The organism is Pseudomonas sp. rhizo25, assembly GCF_031931935.1.
GTDB lineage: Bacteria > Pseudomonadota > Gammaproteobacteria > Pseudomonadales > Pseudomonadaceae > Aquipseudomonas > Aquipseudomonas synxantha.
Map to the genome: position 1 here is coordinate 17,267 of NZ_JAUJXA010000027.1, position 16,124 is coordinate 33,390.

The 16,124-nt window shown below is 60.3% G+C and carries 10 protein-coding genes and 1 pseudogene; 3 read left to right on the top strand and 8 right to left on the bottom strand.

All coding sequences use genetic code 11. The features are described 5' to 3' along the window. Positions 1–170 precede the first annotated feature (170 nt). On the bottom strand, positions 171–1,391 hold the full coding sequence (locus tag QZR30_RS27240) for an aspartate aminotransferase family protein (RefSeq protein ID WP_056846856.1): 1,221 nt from the start codon (positions 1,389–1,391) through the stop codon (positions 171–173). Positions 1,392–1,692: 301 nt separating this feature from the next. On the opposite strand from QZR30_RS27240, the gene QZR30_RS27245 reads away from it, so the two are divergent. After that, complete coding sequence (locus QZR30_RS27245) at positions 1,693–6,711, top strand: leucine-rich repeat domain-containing protein (protein WP_311904699.1); 5,019 nt, start codon at positions 1,693–1,695, stop codon at positions 6,709–6,711. Here QZR30_RS27245 and argR read toward each other — a convergent pair whose 3' ends face one another. The 7 genes from argR to acs all read right to left on the bottom strand — a co-directional run bounded on the left by argR (position 6,712) and on the right by acs (position 14,634). Further along, a complete protein-coding gene (gene argR / locus QZR30_RS27250) occupies positions 6,712–7,692 on the bottom strand; it encodes a transcriptional regulator ArgR (RefSeq protein ID WP_046069189.1) in 981 nt (326 codons plus the stop codon). It abuts the gene before it with no gap. Between the two features lie 216 nt (positions 7,693–7,908). Then, positions 7,909–8,673 (bottom strand): ABC transporter ATP-binding protein, encoded by a 765-nt coding sequence (locus QZR30_RS27260; RefSeq protein ID WP_003214336.1) that lies wholly within the window; start codon positions 8,671–8,673, stop codon positions 7,909–7,911. Positions 8,674–8,700: 27 nt separating this feature from the next. Beyond that, positions 8,701–9,813, bottom strand: a complete 1,113-nt coding sequence (locus tag QZR30_RS27265; protein WP_311904701.1) for a succinylglutamate desuccinylase/aspartoacylase family protein — start codon at positions 9,811–9,813, stop codon at positions 8,701–8,703. Position 9,814: 1 nt separating this feature from the next. Continuing rightward, entirely contained in the window at positions 9,815–10,513 is a 699-nt protein-coding gene (locus QZR30_RS27270) for an ABC transporter permease (RefSeq protein WP_046069192.1), read from the bottom strand. Next, positions 10,510–11,199, bottom strand: a complete 690-nt coding sequence (locus tag QZR30_RS27275) for an ABC transporter permease (protein ID WP_024077013.1) — start codon at positions 11,197–11,199, stop codon at positions 10,510–10,512. Before QZR30_RS27275 ends, QZR30_RS27270 begins: the two co-directional genes overlap by 4 nt. Positions 11,200–11,290: 91 nt before the next feature. Next, positions 11,291–12,076: an ABC transporter substrate-binding protein gene (locus QZR30_RS27280; protein ID WP_046069193.1), complete on the bottom strand. Its 786-nt coding sequence runs from the start codon at positions 12,074–12,076 to the stop codon at positions 11,291–11,293. Positions 12,077–12,678: 602 nt separating this feature from the next. After that, on the bottom strand, positions 12,679–14,634 hold the full coding sequence (acs, locus tag QZR30_RS27285; protein ID WP_043050340.1) for an acetate--CoA ligase: 1,956 nt from the start codon (positions 14,632–14,634) through the stop codon (positions 12,679–12,681). A gap of 397 nt (positions 14,635–15,031) precedes the next feature. On the opposite strand from acs, the gene QZR30_RS27290 reads away from it, so the two are divergent. After that, complete coding sequence (locus QZR30_RS27290) at positions 15,032–15,301, top strand: DUF2790 domain-containing protein (RefSeq protein WP_068967614.1); 270 nt, start codon at positions 15,032–15,034, stop codon at positions 15,299–15,301. A 565-nt stretch (positions 15,302–15,866) separates the two neighbouring features. Further along, positions 15,867–16,124 (top strand): annotated as a pseudogene (locus tag QZR30_RS27295) (ribonucleotide-diphosphate reductase subunit beta); the annotation flags it as partial.

A 16,124-nucleotide genomic window follows, 5' to 3' on the forward strand; every position in this document is an offset into this window, starting at 1 on the left:
AGAAAAAAAATACCGGACAGGCCTGAAGACAACACCTATCCCCATGTAGGGCTAATTCCAATGTGGGAGGGGGCTTGCTCCCGATAGCAGTGTGTCAGTTGATGAATCAAGTGACTGATCCACCGCTATCGGGAGCAAGCCCCCTCCCACATTTGACCCGATCAAGCCAATCAGGCGTGCGTCAAAGTTTTTACAGCACGCTCAAAACGATCCAGACCTTCGTTGATGTCCGCCTCTTCGACCACCAGGCTCGGCGCAAAACGCACCACGTCCGGGCCGGCTTGCAGGATCATCAGGTTTTCTTTCTCGGCGGCGTTGAACACGTCCTTGGCCTTGCCCTTGAACGCATCGCTGAGTACACAACCGATCAGCAGGCCCATGCCGCGCACTTCGGTGAAGATGCCGTACTGCTTGCCGATCTGCTCCAGGCGCGCCTTGAACAGGTCGTGCTTGGCGTTGACGCCAGCCAGCACCTCGGGGGTGTTGATCACGTCGATCACCGCTTCGGCCACCGCGCATGCCAGCGGGTTGCCGCCGTAGGTGGTGCCGTGGGTGCCGACCACCAGGTGCTTGGCCAGGTCTTCACGGGTGAGCATGGCTGCAATCGGGAACCCGCCGCCCAGGCTCTTGGCGCTGGTGAGGATGTCCGGCACCACGCCATAGTGCTGATAGGCGAACAGGTGGCCGCTGCGGCCCATGCCGGTTTGCACTTCGTCGAATACCAGCAGCGCGTTGTTGGCGTCGCACAGCTCACGGGCACCTTGCAGGTAAGCCAGTTCAGCCGGCAGCACACCGCCTTCACCCTGGATCGGTTCCAGCACCACGGCGCAGGTCTTGTCCGACACCGCGGCTTTCAATGCGGCCAGGTCGTTATAAGGAACGTGGGTGATCCCGGTAATTTTAGGCCCGAAACCGTCAGAGTACTTCGACTGACCGCCGACGTTCACGGTGAACAGGGTACGGCCGTGGAAACTGTTCAGCGCGGCAATGATCTCGTACTTTTCAGTGCCGAAACGATCGAACGCCACTCGACGGGCAAGCTTGAACGCGGCCTCATTGGCCTCGGCGCCGGAGTTGCAGAAGAACACACGCTCGGCAAAGGTGGCATCGATCAGCTTATGGGCCAGGCGCAGGGCCGGCTCATTGGTAAACACGTTGGACACATGCCACAGCTTGTTGGCCTGCTCGGTCAGTGCACCGACCAGCGCCGGGTGGGCGTGGCCCAATACGTTAACCGCGATGCCGCCGGCAAAGTCGATCAGCTCGCGACCGGCCTGGTCCCAAACACGCGAACCTGCGCCACGCACGGGAATGAAGGCGGCAGGTGCATAGTTGGGCACCATGACCTGGTCGAAATCGGCACGTTGCACCGGGGCTTGCTCAACGGACATCGGAGTCTCCTGAAGAGGAACGCCTGCCTGGAACTGGCGGGCGATGCAGGGATTGTAAGGACAGTTTTCAGCGCCACCTTGCCGCCAAGCGACAACTTCTTATAGCGCCAACCCCGGTTTTACGCGGGTTTACGGCAATGCGACATATTGCGTCGCAATGGCGCAGTGTAAACCAGCACAGCCTGTTTCGGCAGGACGCCCCGAAACGGATCACGCCGCACTCCTTGCAATAACCCAGTAGTCCCTGCGCCGCCTCGTGCATCGATTTACTGGAGCTTTACCACGCTCAAGGATTGGCACCATGCCTGACTCTGCAGAACACACATCGCACACCAGTCCCTCGTTCCAACCCGACAGTCACTATGAGCCGCTGAAAAACGCGATTCCTCGCTGGCTGGGCGAAACCTCTCTGCGTCGTCGCGAGGCGCTGGGCCAGTTGCCGCCCAGCGTGCCGCCAGCCTTGCGCGATGCCTCCCCGGCCAGCAAGGGCGAATTCAAGCGGCTGGCCATCGCCCACTGGGAGGCGCAAAACACCGTCGAAAAAGCCTTGGCCGGCCTGTTGAGCGCCGAGGACTTTGCCGACCCGATCCTCACCCTGGCCCTCAAGACCCAATTCGGCCTGGAACTGGATGTGCGGCAAACGTTTCTGCGCCTGTATATCCCACAAACCATTCCCGGCTTTCCAATCCGTTCAGGGGCCGCCCGCACCTGGACCGTGTCCCTGCTGGAAGCCGCGCTGCACAACTTCGAACACAAGGAAACCCAGGCCGATGCCCACGAAGCCGAGTCGACCTTCATCACCCGCCCCGACGCCAGGGGCCAATTCAACACCTTACCGGCGGTCAAGCGCGTGCTCCCTATCAGTGCCTTTATCCAGCTGTGCCGCGATCTCGACATCGGCGCCCTGTACGAGATGTACCTGCAAGAGCAACTGGGCCTGAACGAACCGGTGGCTGAGGCCGTCTTGCGCTTGAAAGTTGAACGCAGCCAGAAAGCCGAACTGCAAGCCGCCCTGCATTGGGCGCTGATCTCAGGTGACATCCAGCCCGGCTACCAGCGCTTGATCCAAGGCCTGCTCGACGGCGTCACCGGGCTGCGCTTGCACGGGCAACTCGTGCGCTATCACGATTTGAAACTGATGGATGCCGACCTGCCCGGCATCATCGTCTTCGCCCCCGACCTGGAGCATGCCCGCACCGCGACGCCACTGGTGGCCTATGTGCCGGGTGACCCCGAGCACCCGATCAAGCAATACCCCTCGTCCCAGGCAATGCAAAAAGAACTGGTGCGCCAACTGCGCGATGAACAGTACCAACGCTTTTTCAGCCGGTTTGTGCCTCATGAGCAACGCGGGTATTTCTTCGCCAACCTCAGCCAGTTGCTCGGCCAGGTCACCTGGCACCCGCATGAGGCCGGCAGCAACCAGCCAAGCTGGCGCCAGACCCCGACCGACAACCCTCGCGTGCGTTTTGTCGCCACCCCCGGCGGCCATGACCTATGGCAGCACCAGTACCAACGCAAGCTCAACCAAATACTCAACGACGCACGCAGCACCGCCGTCGCCACGGCAAGCGCTGATCGCAAGGCACGCTGGGCGCTGTGGGATTCATTCGTGAATATCGCGTCGTCGATCCTGAACGCGGCCGCGTTGATCATCGCCCCTTTCGTACCCTTCGCCGGTGAGTTGATGATGGGCTACATGGTTTATCAACTGCTGGATGAGGTATTCGAAGGCGTCATCGACTGGGCCGAAGGCTTGGGCACCGAGGCTGCGGGGCACCTGTTGGGAGTGGTCGAGGCACTGGTGCAATTGGGCGCCTTTGCCGTGGGCGGTGAGATCGCCATCGCCCAGTTTCGCAAGGCGCTGCCACAGAACGTTATCGACTTCATTGACCGCTTCAAGCCGGTAAAACTGCCCAAGGGCCAGACCCGCTACTGGAAACCCGACCTCGGCGCCTACGAGCACGCCACCAGCGTGCCGCCTGGCACTTATCGCGAGCCGACCGGCCTGTACCCCTACCAGCGCAAGAACCTGCTGACGCTGGATGGCAAAACCTACGCAGTGGAAGAAGACCCGGTGTCTTCCACGCTGTACCTGCAACACCCGTCCCGCCCCGATGCCTATCGCCCACGGGTACGCCACAACGGCCACGGCGCCTGGCACACAGAGCTGGAAAACCCCTTGCAGTGGGACCGAAAAACACTGTTGCAACGCCTGGGGCACCCTGTGGAGGGGCTCAGCGAAGCCGACCAGGCGCTGGCGCTGAACATCAGTGGCGTGGACCCGGACGTGCTGCGCAAAATGCATGTCAACGGCGAGGCGCCCCCGGCACTGCTGATCGATACCCTTGACCGGCTGCGGGTCGACCGAGAGATTCAAAGCCTGATCGCAAGGCTTGCCAGCGATGACCCCGCGCAGTACAGCCGTGTCGACCCGCAAGCGATCCTGCAATTGCTCACCAGCTACGGCGATTGGCCGCAGACCCGCTGCCTGCAATTTATCGATGGCCAAGGCAACACCGCCTGGGCTTTTGGCGACGAGCAACTGCCCGTCATCCAGATCCCCGAAAGCCAGCTGAACAACGGTGACCTGCTCAAGGCCATCCTCAACCTGTTGCCCGCCGAGGAAGCCGCCGAGGCCTATGGTGCCAGTGTTGGCGATACGCGCCTGAGTCTGGAGGCCCGCGCCAGCCATCTGCGCAGGAAACTCGCGGCCACTGCCGAGGAAAAACGCGCGGGGTTATTCGAGTCCCACTATGGCACCCTGCAAGCCACCCATAATCCACGCGCCCAACGCCTGATCGATGCCGCGCCTGGGCTGCCCGCCAAGGTTGCGCAAGCCCTGCTGGACCGCGCCACGGTCGAGGAACTGCAAGCGCTGGGCAGCCAGCACACGCCATTGCGCCTGCGGCTACTGGCCCGCAGCGCGCAGGCCGAAGTGCGCGTGTGCCGTGCCTTTGAAGCCATGCACTTCGGCACACCAACCTGGGACAGCGAGCGCCTGGCCTTGCATTCGTTAACCAAGCTGCCAGGCTGGTTGCAGTCACTGCGCCTGGAGGTGCGCGACTACAGCGTCGATGGCGCGGTGCGTGACCGGATCGGCCCCCCCGAGGCGTCGCAGGTGCGCACCCTGGTGCGCAACGAGAATGGCCGATACACGCCCTACGTCGACAGCGACGCGCTGGCCCCCGCGTCCGACCTGTACTCCGCGATCCTGAGCGCCCTGCCGGAGGCACAACGCAACGCCATCCAAGTGGATTCAAGCGCGCAACTGCGCCAGCATCTGCTACACCATCCCATCATGCGTGACACGCTACGCGATCTGCTTACCGCCGATCCCGTGCGCAAACCCTTCTATGATCCGCAGACCATGAAGTTGCTGGGCGGTATGGACGGCTATCGCGCCCAACCCGAGCTGGGCGGCAGGTTGCCCACAGCCAGCGAGCAATTGGGTGAACTGTTTCCCGGGCTCGATGAGGGGCAGATGCAGGCTGTGCTTGAACATATGCAAACACTGCCAGGCGGCGCGCCCAACCAGCTCGCCCTGCTGCGCGCAGAGCGCCAGGTACTGCGTGACACCCTGCAGGCCTGGCAGGCAGCCATCCCAGCGCAAATGCCTGCCGAGCAACGCTTTTATGAAACGCAAACGCGCCGGCTGGTTACCGACCAGATCGAACAATGCTGGCGCCGGGAAACCGAGCGGGATGAATACTTCATGAACAGCGAACTGGACGGTTTTACCCTAAGGCTTCACGCCCCGGAGTTGACCAACCTGCCCGAGCTGAGCACAGCCCTTCGTCATGTGTCACTGCTGTCGCTGGCGGGAGGCAGAAGCCTAGAAGGTGTCGAAGGCTTCTTGCGCGGTTTTCCCTGGCTGCGCCGCCTGGAGCTGCGCAATATCCCGCTGGGCGATCTGCCCTCCCCGATCCGCGCGATGCACAGGCTCAACAGCCTGACCCTGAGCGACTGCAACATTACCCTGAACGAGCAAAGCCTGGCGCATTTGAACGCGATGAATGGCTTGAACTCCCTGGACCTGCACCGCAACCCCCTGGGGTTGATACCGGATGTCGAGGGCATGCCCGACCTGACGCTGCTCGACCTGTCGGACACACAGATCGAGCGTCTGCCCAATGGCCTGCTGAGCCGCCCCCTTCTAAAAGCCGTATGGCTGAACGACAACCGTATCACCGAGTTACCCCAGGGGCTGTTCAGCCTGACGCCCGATATCGCACATGGTTTTGACCTGTCCGGCAACCCGCTGGAACCTGCAGCCCTGGAACAGATCAAGCGTTATGCCCAGAACTACAATGAGTCATTCACAGCCCAGGCGCCCAGCGCAGAACGCACCAGGGCCATACAGCTTTACCCGACCTTTCTGGATGCCGAAGCCGATCATTTTCTCTTTCGCCTGCCCGGCACCATGGCCGACATTGCCCCGACCCTGACTCGCCTGGAGGCTGAGTATGCGCAACTGGGCACCGACCTGCAGCAGTGGTCCCTGGACATACCGGCTCGCCACCCGGTCCTCGACATTAACCTCGATGAACAAACCGCCGCCGAAGAGCAACTGGCACGCCAGCGCTTCAAAAGCTCGCTGGAAGATGCCTGGCGCCGCGAAAGCGAGCAGGACGAGGAAAACCTGGATGATCAATTCACCCATTCAGTGGTGATCGAGACCACCACCATGGGCCCGTTGCCGCAACTGCACGCCAGGTTTGATCATGTGACCTCCCTGGAACTCATCGGCAACGGCCTCACCAATGGTGTCGAGGGGACCCTGCGCTGCTTCCCCAAACTGCAGACCCTGATACTCAGCCGGTGCACCCTGGGCAAGATCCCCGACGCCATCGCCCAAATGCCCAACCTCACGACCCTGAGCCTGGAGAACTGCGAGATCACCCTGACGCCGGCGGACACGGATGTACTGGGCAACGCGCCCAATCTTGAGTTCCTGAGCCTGAGAAACAACCGGTTGGTAGTCACGCCGGATGTCAGTGCCCTGAACCATTTGGGCGCACTTTACCTGGGTAACACCCAGATCAACGAAGTTCCCCGAGGGCTGTTCCAACTCCCCGAGCTGTATACGATAGACCTGAGCAATAACCTGATCAGCGACATTCCGGCGGCACTGCTGGAGTCCACAACGCCCTATAGCGACGAATGTGATTTCAGCGGCAACCCCTTGTCACCCCAGAGCCTGGACCATTTGCGCCAGTACTACGTACGCGCCGACAATGATTTTCACGTAGCTGAGGCGACAGTGGATGAGCAAGGCGTCCCCCTGGTGGTAGAACCGCCGCCGCCAATGGAGGAGTGATCAACCGCGTTCGGAAGGCACCGAGGACAACTCGAAGGGGCTGCTGCTGCGCCGCTGGTTACGATCTTCACGCGGGGTGGCGCCGAAGAAGTTGCGATAGGCGCTGGAGAAGTGCGGGCCGGAGGAGAAGCCGCAGGATAGGCCGATCTGGATGATCGACTTGCTGGTTTGCATGAGCATCTGGCGGGCCTTGTTCAGGCGTAGTTCCAGGTAGTACTGGCTGGGGACGCGATTGAGGTATTGCTTGAAGATTCGCTCAAGTTGTCGTCGTGACACGCATACGTGCTGGGCGATTTCGTCGGTGGTCAACGGTTCTTCGATATTCGCCTCCATCAGCAGCACCGCCTGGGTCAGCTTCGGGTGGCTGGAGCCCAGGCGGTTTTGCAGCGGGATGCGCTGGCGCTCACCGCCCTCGCGGATACGCTCCACCACCAGTTCTTCCGACACCGCACCGGCCAGCTCGGCGCCGTGGTCACGGGCCAGCACCGCAAGCAGCAGGTCGAGTACCGACATGCCACCGCAGGCGGTCAGGCGATCACGGTCCCAGTCGAACAGATGGCTGGTAGCGATGACCTTGGGGAAGCGCTCGGCAAAATCGTCCTGCCAGCGCCAGTGCACGGCGGCGCGGTAGCCGTCGAGCAACCCCAGCTGGGCCAGCGGGTAGACACCGGCCGACAAACCACCGATCACACACCCGGCCCGGACCAGCTGCTTGAGTGCAGTGCTGAGCTGGGACGCAATGACGGTGGGGGGTTCGTCCGCCAGCAGGAACAGCTTCTGGAAACCTTCGAGCTTACCGGCCCATGCCTCGCCGGGCAGTTGCCAGGCACCCGGGGTAGCCGGCTCGGCGAGCAAAAAAGACAGCTCGTAGACCACGTCCGGATGCACCCGCTGGGCGACGCGCAAGGCCTCCTCAGCCAGCGCAAGCGTGAGTGCTTTTGTGCTGGGCCAAATCAGGAAACCAATTTTGTGGGCGGTCATGGAGTGCTATCCGAAGCGAAAACAGTGAAAGAAGCGTGGGGCAATGCTAGCCCGTAAACCAACACAAATCTCAAAAACAATGACGACCTGCTCTCCTGTAGGAGCGAGCTTGCTCGCGAAAAACCTTAGAACGCCGCCGGGTATCAGGCTTCCCGCGTTATCGTTGACGATCTTCGCGAGCAAGCTCGCTCCTACAGGGTTGAGTGGCAGTCTTGATTATTTCAAGCTGCCGGAGAGGAACTGCTGCAAACGCTCGGACTGCGGGTTCACCAGTACTTCCCGCGGGTTGCCGCGCTCTTCAACAATGCCTTTATGCAAGAACACCAGCTGGTTCGACACTTCACGGGCAAAGCCCATCTCATGGGTCACCACCACCATGGTGCGGCCTTCCTGGGCCAGGTCCTGCATGACCTTGAGCACTTCGCCCACCAACTCAGGGTCCAGCGCCGAAGTGGGCTCATCGAACAGCATCACCTCCGGCTCCATCGCCAGGGCACGGGCGATCGCCACGCGCTGTTGCTCGCCGCCGGACATATGCCCAGGGAACGCATCCTTGCGATGGCCCACCCCGACCTTGGCCAAGTAGTGCTCGGCCTTTTCGCGGGCGTCTTTCTTCGACATGCCAAGCACATGCACAGGCGCTTCCATCACGTTTTCAAGCGCGGTCATGTGCGACCACAGGTTGAAATGCTGGAACACCATGGACAGGCGCGAACGCATGCGTTGCAGTTGCTTGGGGTCGGCCGCCTTCATCGCGCCGTCCTTATTAGCCACCAGTTTCAGCTCTTCGTTATTGAGCAGAATCTTGCCGGCATGGGGCTGCTCCAGCAGGTTGATGCAGCGCAAAAAGGTACTTTTGCCCGAGCCACTGGAGCCGATGATGCTGATCACATCACCGGCCGCGGCGGCCAGGGACACACCTTTGAGCACTTCATGACTGCCATAGCGTTTATGCAGGTCTTGGACTTCAAGTTTGTACATGCGGTCGGTTCTCACAAAAACAGGTGGTCAGTCGTTGAGCAAGCGCCCGTGACGCAGCGCTTCGCGCCCCGCCACCTTGGCCAGCCAGAAACCCGCTTGGGCATAACGCAGCCGTTCAACGGCAAACAATACCCCTGAGGTGCTCGCGCAAATGATGCTTACGCGGTCTTCCAGGGGGTCAATCACTTCAAAAATCGGCTCGCCGCTTTCCACCCAGTCACCGGCCTTACGCAGGTAGCTGATCACCCCGGCGTGGGGTGCAAAGAGCAATTCGGTGCCTTCGAAGGGCACGCCCTCACAGGGTTCGTGTTGCGGCGCAGGCCACTCACCCTTGATCAGGCCCTGTTCGGCGAGGAACGCCAGGATGCCTTCGGCGTGGAAGATGGCCTCATCGCGGCCGGTGTCGGCCTGGCCGCCCAGTTCCAAGGTCGTGGCCAGGCACGCCAACGGAATCTGCGCTTCGGGGAACGCCCGGGACAAACGCAGCCAAGGCAACGAGCACGCCTCATCAAACGAGCTGCCACCGGAGTCTTCCGCCAACAGGCCGACCTTTACATTCAAATGTGCCGACAACGAGCGCCACTGCGGCCAGTGCTGGGGCAATGCGTACATGTGCAGCGCGGCTTCGGCATCGCAATGCAGGTCGAGCACTATGTCGGCGGTACAGGCGTGGCTGAGCAGGATGCGCTGCATGCCTTGCAACTGGCTGCTCGGTTCGGGCAAGGCGCTGAGCGTATCGCTCATGGCCTGGCGGATCATGCGTACGTTGGCGTGGGGATCATCCCCCAGTTTGCCGTCGAGCAAGGCCGCAACGGGCTCGCTCAACTCGACAAAATCACGGTTGAAATTCTTGCCGCTGCCGACCTCGAAACGCCCCTGGTGACTGCCTTGCAGCAACTGGCCCAGGCCCATGGGATTGGCGACCGGCACCAGCTCGATCACGCCATTGAGGGCATCCTGGCGCTCGAGTTCGCCAAGGCGTTTTTTCAGCTCCCAGGCGGCGCGCATGCCGGGCAATTCATCGGCGTGCAGGCTGGCCTGGATATAGGCCTTGCGCTCGCCGCTGCCGAAGCGGAACACGCTCAGCTGGCGCTCGCAGCCCAGATGCCCCCAGGGCAACAGATGATCGATACGTTCCATATCAGTGCTTCCGTGGAGCCAGGTAGCTCAGCCAGCGGCGCTCGGCCAACTTGAACAGGCGCACCAGAATAAAGGTCAGGCACAGGTAGAACACACCAGCGGTGATATAGGCTTCGAACGGCAGATAGTACTGCGCGTTCACCGTGCGCGCGGCGCCAGTGATGTCGATCAAGGTCACGATGGAGGCCAGGCTGGTGGTCTGCAACATCATGATCACTTCGTTGCTGTATTGCGGCAGGGCGCGACGCAGGGCCGACGGCAACAGGATGCGGCGATACAGCTTGTAGCGCGACATGCCCATGGCCTTGGCCGCTTCGATCTCACCGTTAGGCGTGGCCTTTAGGCTGCCGGCAATGATCTCGGCGGTGTAGGCGCTGGTGTTGATCGCAAAGGCCAGACACGCGCAGAAGGTCGCGCTGGACAGCAGCGGCCACAGGAAGCTCTCGCGTACTGTTTCGAACTGCGCCAGGCCGTAGTAGATCAAAAACAGCTGCACCAGCATCGGCGTGCCACGGATCACGTAGGTGTAGAGCCAGGCCGCGCCGTTGACGATCGGCTGCTTGGACACGCGCATCAGGCCCAGGGGCAAGGCCGCAAGCAAACCGAAGAACAGCGAGATGGCGAGCAGTTTCAGGGTGGTCAGCAAGCCGCCAACGTACAGCGGCATGGCCTCCCAGATGACGTTGTAGTCGAAGATCATAGATCAGCCGCCCTTACGCCTACCGAGTAGCGCTTCTCAAGATGACGCAAGGCCAGCAACGACACGCTGGTGATCACCAGGTACATCGCCGCCACTGCGAGGAAGAAGGTAAAAGGCTCGCGGGTGGCATCGGCCGCCTGCTTGGCCTTGAACATCATGTCTTGCAGGCCCACCACCGAAATCAGCGCGGTGGCCTTAGTCAGGACCAGCCAGTTGTTGGTGAAACCGGGGATCGCCAGCCGGATCATCTGCGGCACCATCACCCGGAAGAACACCTGGAAACTGCTCATGCCATACGCAAGGCCTGCCTCGGCCTGGCCCTTGGGAATGGCCATGAAGGCGCCGCGGAAGGTTTCCGAGAGGTAGGCGCCAAAGATGAAACCCAGGGTGCCGATACCGGCGGCCAAGGGGTTCAAGTCGATATAGTCGTCATAGCCGAGCAACGGCGCGACGCGGTTAAGCAAGTCCTGACCGCCGTAGAAAATCAGCAGGATCAGCACCAGGTCGGGGATCCCGCGGATCACCGTGGAGTACAGGTCACCCAGCCAAGCCAACCAGCGCACCGGCGACAGGCGTAACGCGACCCCGATCAGACCCAGAACAATGGCCAAGGCCATGGACGACAAGGCGAGCTGAAGCGTCAACCATGCGCCATCGAGGATAACGGCCCCGTAGCCTTTCAACATGATTCAGGTCCTCGAAAAGGGGGATGAAAAAATGGCGCAAACTTCAGGATGACTGTTGCTTGCGCCATTTCGGACAGACAGCTGCGACTATTTACTTGGCATCAGCGCCGTAGATATCGAAGTCGAAGTACTTGTCCTGGATTTTCTTGTATTCGCCGTTGGCACGAATCGCGGCAATCGCTGCGTTGATGCGGTCAAGGTTTTCCTTGTCGCCTTTGCGCACTGCGATACCAATGCCGTCGCCGAAGTATTTGGCGTCGGTGAACTGTGGGCCCACGAACGCGTAGCCTTTGCCGGCCGGGGTTTTCAGGAAACCGTCCTGCAGCAGGGTAGCGTCAGCCACGGTGCCGTCGAGACGACCGGCTTCCACGTCCAGGTAGATTTCGTTCTGCGAGCTATAAGGCACGACCGTAGCGCCTTTGGGGGCCAGGACTTCCTTGGCGAAACGATCGTGGATCGAACCGCGCTGCACGCCGATCTTCTTGCCTTTCAATTCATCCAGGCTGTCGCTGACCGTGGTGCCTTCCTTCATCGCCAGGCGCGCTGGGGTCAGGTAGTAGCGGTTGGTGAAGTCCACGGATTTCTTGCGGTCGTCAGTGATGGACATGGACGACAGGATAGCGTCGATCTTGCGCACTTTCAGCGCTGGGATCAGGCCATCGAACTCTTGCTCGACCCAGGTGCACTTGACCTTCATCTCTGCGCACAGGGCGTTGCCGATGTCGTAGTCAAAACCGACGATGCTGCCATCCGGCGCCTTCGAGGCAAACGGAGGGTAAGCCGCTTCGATACCAATTTTCAGTGGCTTGCCTTCGGCGAAAGCCTGCATGGACAGCACGGACAGCGCCAGGGCGCCCAACAGCACGAGTTTCTTCATCTTGGGACTCCATCGGTATAGGGCAAAAACAGCAGTATGAGCCATGGCCCACGATGCGGCGAAGGTGTAACCGAATAGCGGTGCTGCGTCCTGCGCAGGCGACACCTGCGACGACGAGCGAGTGATCGGCATTCTAACGACAGCCCGGAAGCCGATATTTCCTCAATGCGACAACAATTTACAGAAGCACTGAGAAAGCGGTTCCAGCACATTGACAGCCTCTGGATTTTATGCAGAGACAAAAGATATTAAACCTGATGATGCTGCAAATTGCGGGCCTATTATTCGCAAACCCTTCTAGCACGGCAAGAGTGGCGTTTAATCTTATTTATCAGGGTGTCTAAAACGCAGTTTTTAGGAGCGCAGGCGTGGCGCAATGCCTCAGGTTTGGCCGGGGGGTTACACATTTGCGCCTGGCGGTAACATTCTGAAACGTCCCAGAGGAAAAACCGATATTTATTGGCTTGGTGGTTATGCGGTCTGACATACCACCAACGAGTCTCGACATGGAATACATTCAAATGTGGGAGGGGGCTTGAAGATCTCATTAAAAAGCCCCACTCGGCTCACACCGAATGGGGCTGTGTCCCACCAACTGCGCCTTACGCGACGTTCATGGTCTTGTGCGTTTCAATCAAATGCGCCACCACCCCTGGATCGGCCAGGGTGGAGATATCCCCCAACCCGTCATACTCCGCCGTGGCGATCTTGCGCAGAATGCGCCGCATGATTTTCCCCGAACGCGTCTTCGGCAAGCCCGGCGCCCACTGGATCACATCCGGCGAAGCAATCGGGCCGATTTCCTTGCGCACCCAGTTCTTCAGTTCCAGGCGCAACTGCTCGCTCGGCTCCTCGCCGCCGATCAGAGTGACGTACACATAGATGCCCTGCCCCTTGATGTCATGGGGCACACCCACCACCGCCGCTTCGGCGACTTTCGGGTGAGCGACCATGGCGCTTTCGATCTCGGCGGTGCCCATGCGATGGCCGGACACGTTCAACACGTCATCCACACGCCCGGTGATCCAGTAGTAACCATCCTCGTCACGACGGGCACCGTCACCGGTGAAGTACATGCCACGGAAGGTCTTGAAATAGGTATCGACGAAGCGGTCGTGGTCGCCGTACAGCGTACGCGCCTGGCCCGGCCACGAATCGAGGATCACCAGATTGCCTTCGGCGGCGCCTTCGATCAGGTTGCCCAGGTTATCCACCAATGCCGGCACCACGCCAAAGAACGGGCGTGCCGCAGAACCCGGCTTGAGCGCATGGGCGCCCGGCAGCGGGCTCATCATGTTGCCGCCGGTTTCAGTCTGCCACCAGGTGTCGACGATCGGGCAACGGGATTGGCCGACGTTCTTGTAGTACCAGTCCCAGGCTTCCGGGTTGATGGGCTCGCCCACCGAACCGAGCAGGCGCAGGCTGCTGCCGTCGGCGCCCTCACAGGCGGCGGTACCGGAAGCCATCATTGCGCGGATCGCGGTCGGCGCGGTGTAGAGGATGTTGACCTTGTGCTTGTCGACAATCTTCGCCACCCGGGTGATGTCCGGATAGTTCGGCACGCCTTCGAACAGCAGGGTGGTCGCGCCATTGGCCAGGGGGCCGTAGACGATATAGGTGTGGCCAGTGACCCAGCCGACATCGGCGGTGCACCAGTAGATTTCGCCTGGGCGGTAGTCGAACACACGCTCGTGGGTCAGGGCTGCATACAGCAAGTAGCCGCCGGTGGTGTGCTGTACGCCTTTAGGCTTGCCGGTTGAGCCAGAGGTATAGAGGATGAACAGCGCTTCTTCTGCGCCCATCTCTTTGGGCGCGCACACGGTGCCCGCCACTTTCATCAGGTCTTCGTACCAGATGTCGCGATGCTGGTTCCACTTGATCGCACCGTTGGTGCGCTTGCACACGATGACCTTCTGGATGCTGCTGGTTTCCGGGTTGGTCAGGGCGTCGTCGACGTTGGCCTTGAGCGGAATCTTCTTACCGGCGCGAATACCTTCGTCAGCGGTGATTACCACCTTCGACTTACAGTCGATGATGCGACCGGCCAAGGCTTCCGGGGAAAAACCGCCGAACACCACCGAATGGATCGCACCGATGCGGGTACAGGCCAGCATGGCGACCACGGCTTCGGGGATCATCGGCATATAGATAGTCACCACGTCGCCGCGATGCACATCCTGGCCACGCAGGGCGTTGGCAAACTTGCAGACTTCTTCATGCAACTCGCGGTAGGTGATATTGCGGCTCTCGGCAGGGTCATCGCCCTCCCAGATGATCGCGATCTGGTCGCCACGTTCGGCGAGGTGACGGTCCAGGCAATTGTAGGAAACGTTCAGGGTGCCATCGGCAAACCATTTGATGTCGACATGGTGGTCGTCGAACGAGGTCTGCTTCACCGCGGTGAAAGGCTTGACCCAGTCAAGGCGCTTGGCTTGCTCACGCCAGAAGCCATCGGGGTTGACCACCGACTGCTGGTACATGGCCTTGTAGGTTGCCTCGTCGGTCAGCGTGTTGGCTGCTACTTCGGGGCGAACGGGGTACAGGGAAGCCGCACTCATCTTTCTTACCTCGGTGACATAGTTGTTGTTGTATGGCCCCTGTTGTAGCCGGGGTGGGCCTATAGAACCATTCGACGATGGTAGTAACAAGACCCTACAAATTGCCCTGCTATGCCGGTTTACCGCTCTGGCCCGCAGCCTGTGGCGCTTTGCGGGTGACTGAAAAAACTTTGATCGACCGATTGTTACAAAAACCGTCAAAGGTGTTTATCAAAAGCACGGGTATATGAATATAACCCGCAGGCTTAGAATCACTTCCGCCAACCAAGGCACTGTGATTAACAACGTAACAGCCCCCACGAAGGCACGTTAATCCGAACTTCCCAACTTTTAAGTTACACACGCGGCCTCACAAGGGCCCCGTGACCCCTTTCGCCCTGAAGAAGGTAATAAAGAAATGAAAGCTCTATTAGTTATGGCCCTCAGCAGCTTGTGCGCCACCGCCGCCCTGGCCGACGAGGCCCCGACTGAGCTGGCTGGCCAGAATGCACCGATCGTTGAGGACTACACCTATAGCACTCACTTGGATGTGGCCAAAGTATTATCCATGAGCAACATCCCGGAAGTATGCGAAGTTGTACCGGTGAAGATGGAATATGAAGATTCACAAGGTCATCGGCATATTCTTAATTATCACGTGATGGGCAATGGTTGCTCTAACGGATAACAGCGATTCAAGTTGGAAGCTTATTCGCCGCAAGAAATCGTTCTTGCGGCAAAGGCTCGATTCCTGACACCCCCGCGATCAAACTGTGGGAGGGGGCTTGCTCCCGATAACGTCAGCCGTCATACCCGCCTTATAAAGCCCTACCTGTGCCCCTGCCCTCCCCCCTACAAAAACCCCCTCACCACCCGTCAAAAATTTCCAACCCCAGCAAAGCCTTGCAAACACTCGCTCTGGCCGAAAACCACGTCATTTTGGCCCGCCCAAGTGACCATCCGCCGCAACACAAACCCAAATTTTTCCCTATAATGCGCGGGTAAATCGGGCCTGCAATATCCCTTTACACAGGGATGAAGAGCCAGACCTGAGGCATCCCGCGCGAGCTTGCACCTACTGCTGCGCCCCTCAAGCCTCACGCAGAGCACCCGTAGCCCTATTCCGTTTAATGCGTGCGCTAGCTGCAACAAACGATTCCTTAAGATCCACCGCGGCCTTTGGGCCGTGTGAACACCCAACCATCCGGTTTCACACGGACACCTTTGAGCCCTCACGCAGGAGACGACACGTCATGCTGAGCTGGGACGAATTCGACAAAGAAGAAGAAGGCGAAGTAGCCGCCAAAGGCGCCAACGCCGGCCACGCCACCGAAGCCAACATGGACCGCCTCGATGGTGCCGGCGCCGCCGCCGCCATCGAAGCCCGCGCCGTCACTGCCAGTGATTCGGCCGCCATCGTGCGCGCCAAGGCTGCCCTGGACAAACTCGACGTCGCCGAAGGCCTCGCCGAGCTGGAAGGCTCCGCTGCCCGCGTCGCCGTCGACGAAAAG

What these genes read in the sequence shown, in the direction of transcription:
- QZR30_RS27240 (WP_056846856.1), bottom strand. Translation starts at nt 1,391, where the DNA reads ATGTCCGTTGAGCAAGCCCCGGTGCAACGTGCCGATTTCGACCAGGTC.
- QZR30_RS27245 (WP_311904699.1), top strand. Translation starts at nt 1,693, where the DNA reads ATGCCTGACTCTGCAGAACACACATCGCACACCAGTCCCTCGTTCCAA.
- argR (WP_046069189.1), bottom strand. Translation starts at nt 7,692, where the DNA reads ATGACCGCCCACAAAATTGGTTTCCTGATTTGGCCCAGCACAAAAGCA.
- QZR30_RS27260 (WP_003214336.1), bottom strand. Translation starts at nt 8,673, where the DNA reads ATGTACAAACTTGAAGTCCAAGACCTGCATAAACGCTATGGCAGTCAT.
- QZR30_RS27265 (WP_311904701.1), bottom strand. Translation starts at nt 9,813, where the DNA reads ATGGAACGTATCGATCATCTGTTGCCCTGGGGGCATCTGGGCTGCGAG.
- QZR30_RS27270 (WP_046069192.1), bottom strand. Translation starts at nt 10,513, where the DNA reads ATGATCTTCGACTACAACGTCATCTGGGAGGCCATGCCGCTGTACGTT.
- QZR30_RS27275 (WP_024077013.1), bottom strand. Translation starts at nt 11,199, where the DNA reads ATGTTGAAAGGCTACGGGGCCGTTATCCTCGATGGCGCATGGTTGACG.
- QZR30_RS27280 (WP_046069193.1), bottom strand. Translation starts at nt 12,076, where the DNA reads ATGAAGAAACTCGTGCTGTTGGGCGCCCTGGCGCTGTCCGTGCTGTCC.
- acs (WP_043050340.1), bottom strand. Translation starts at nt 14,634, where the DNA reads ATGAGTGCGGCTTCCCTGTACCCCGTTCGCCCCGAAGTAGCAGCCAAC.
- QZR30_RS27290 (WP_068967614.1), top strand. Translation starts at nt 15,032, where the DNA reads ATGAAAGCTCTATTAGTTATGGCCCTCAGCAGCTTGTGCGCCACCGCC.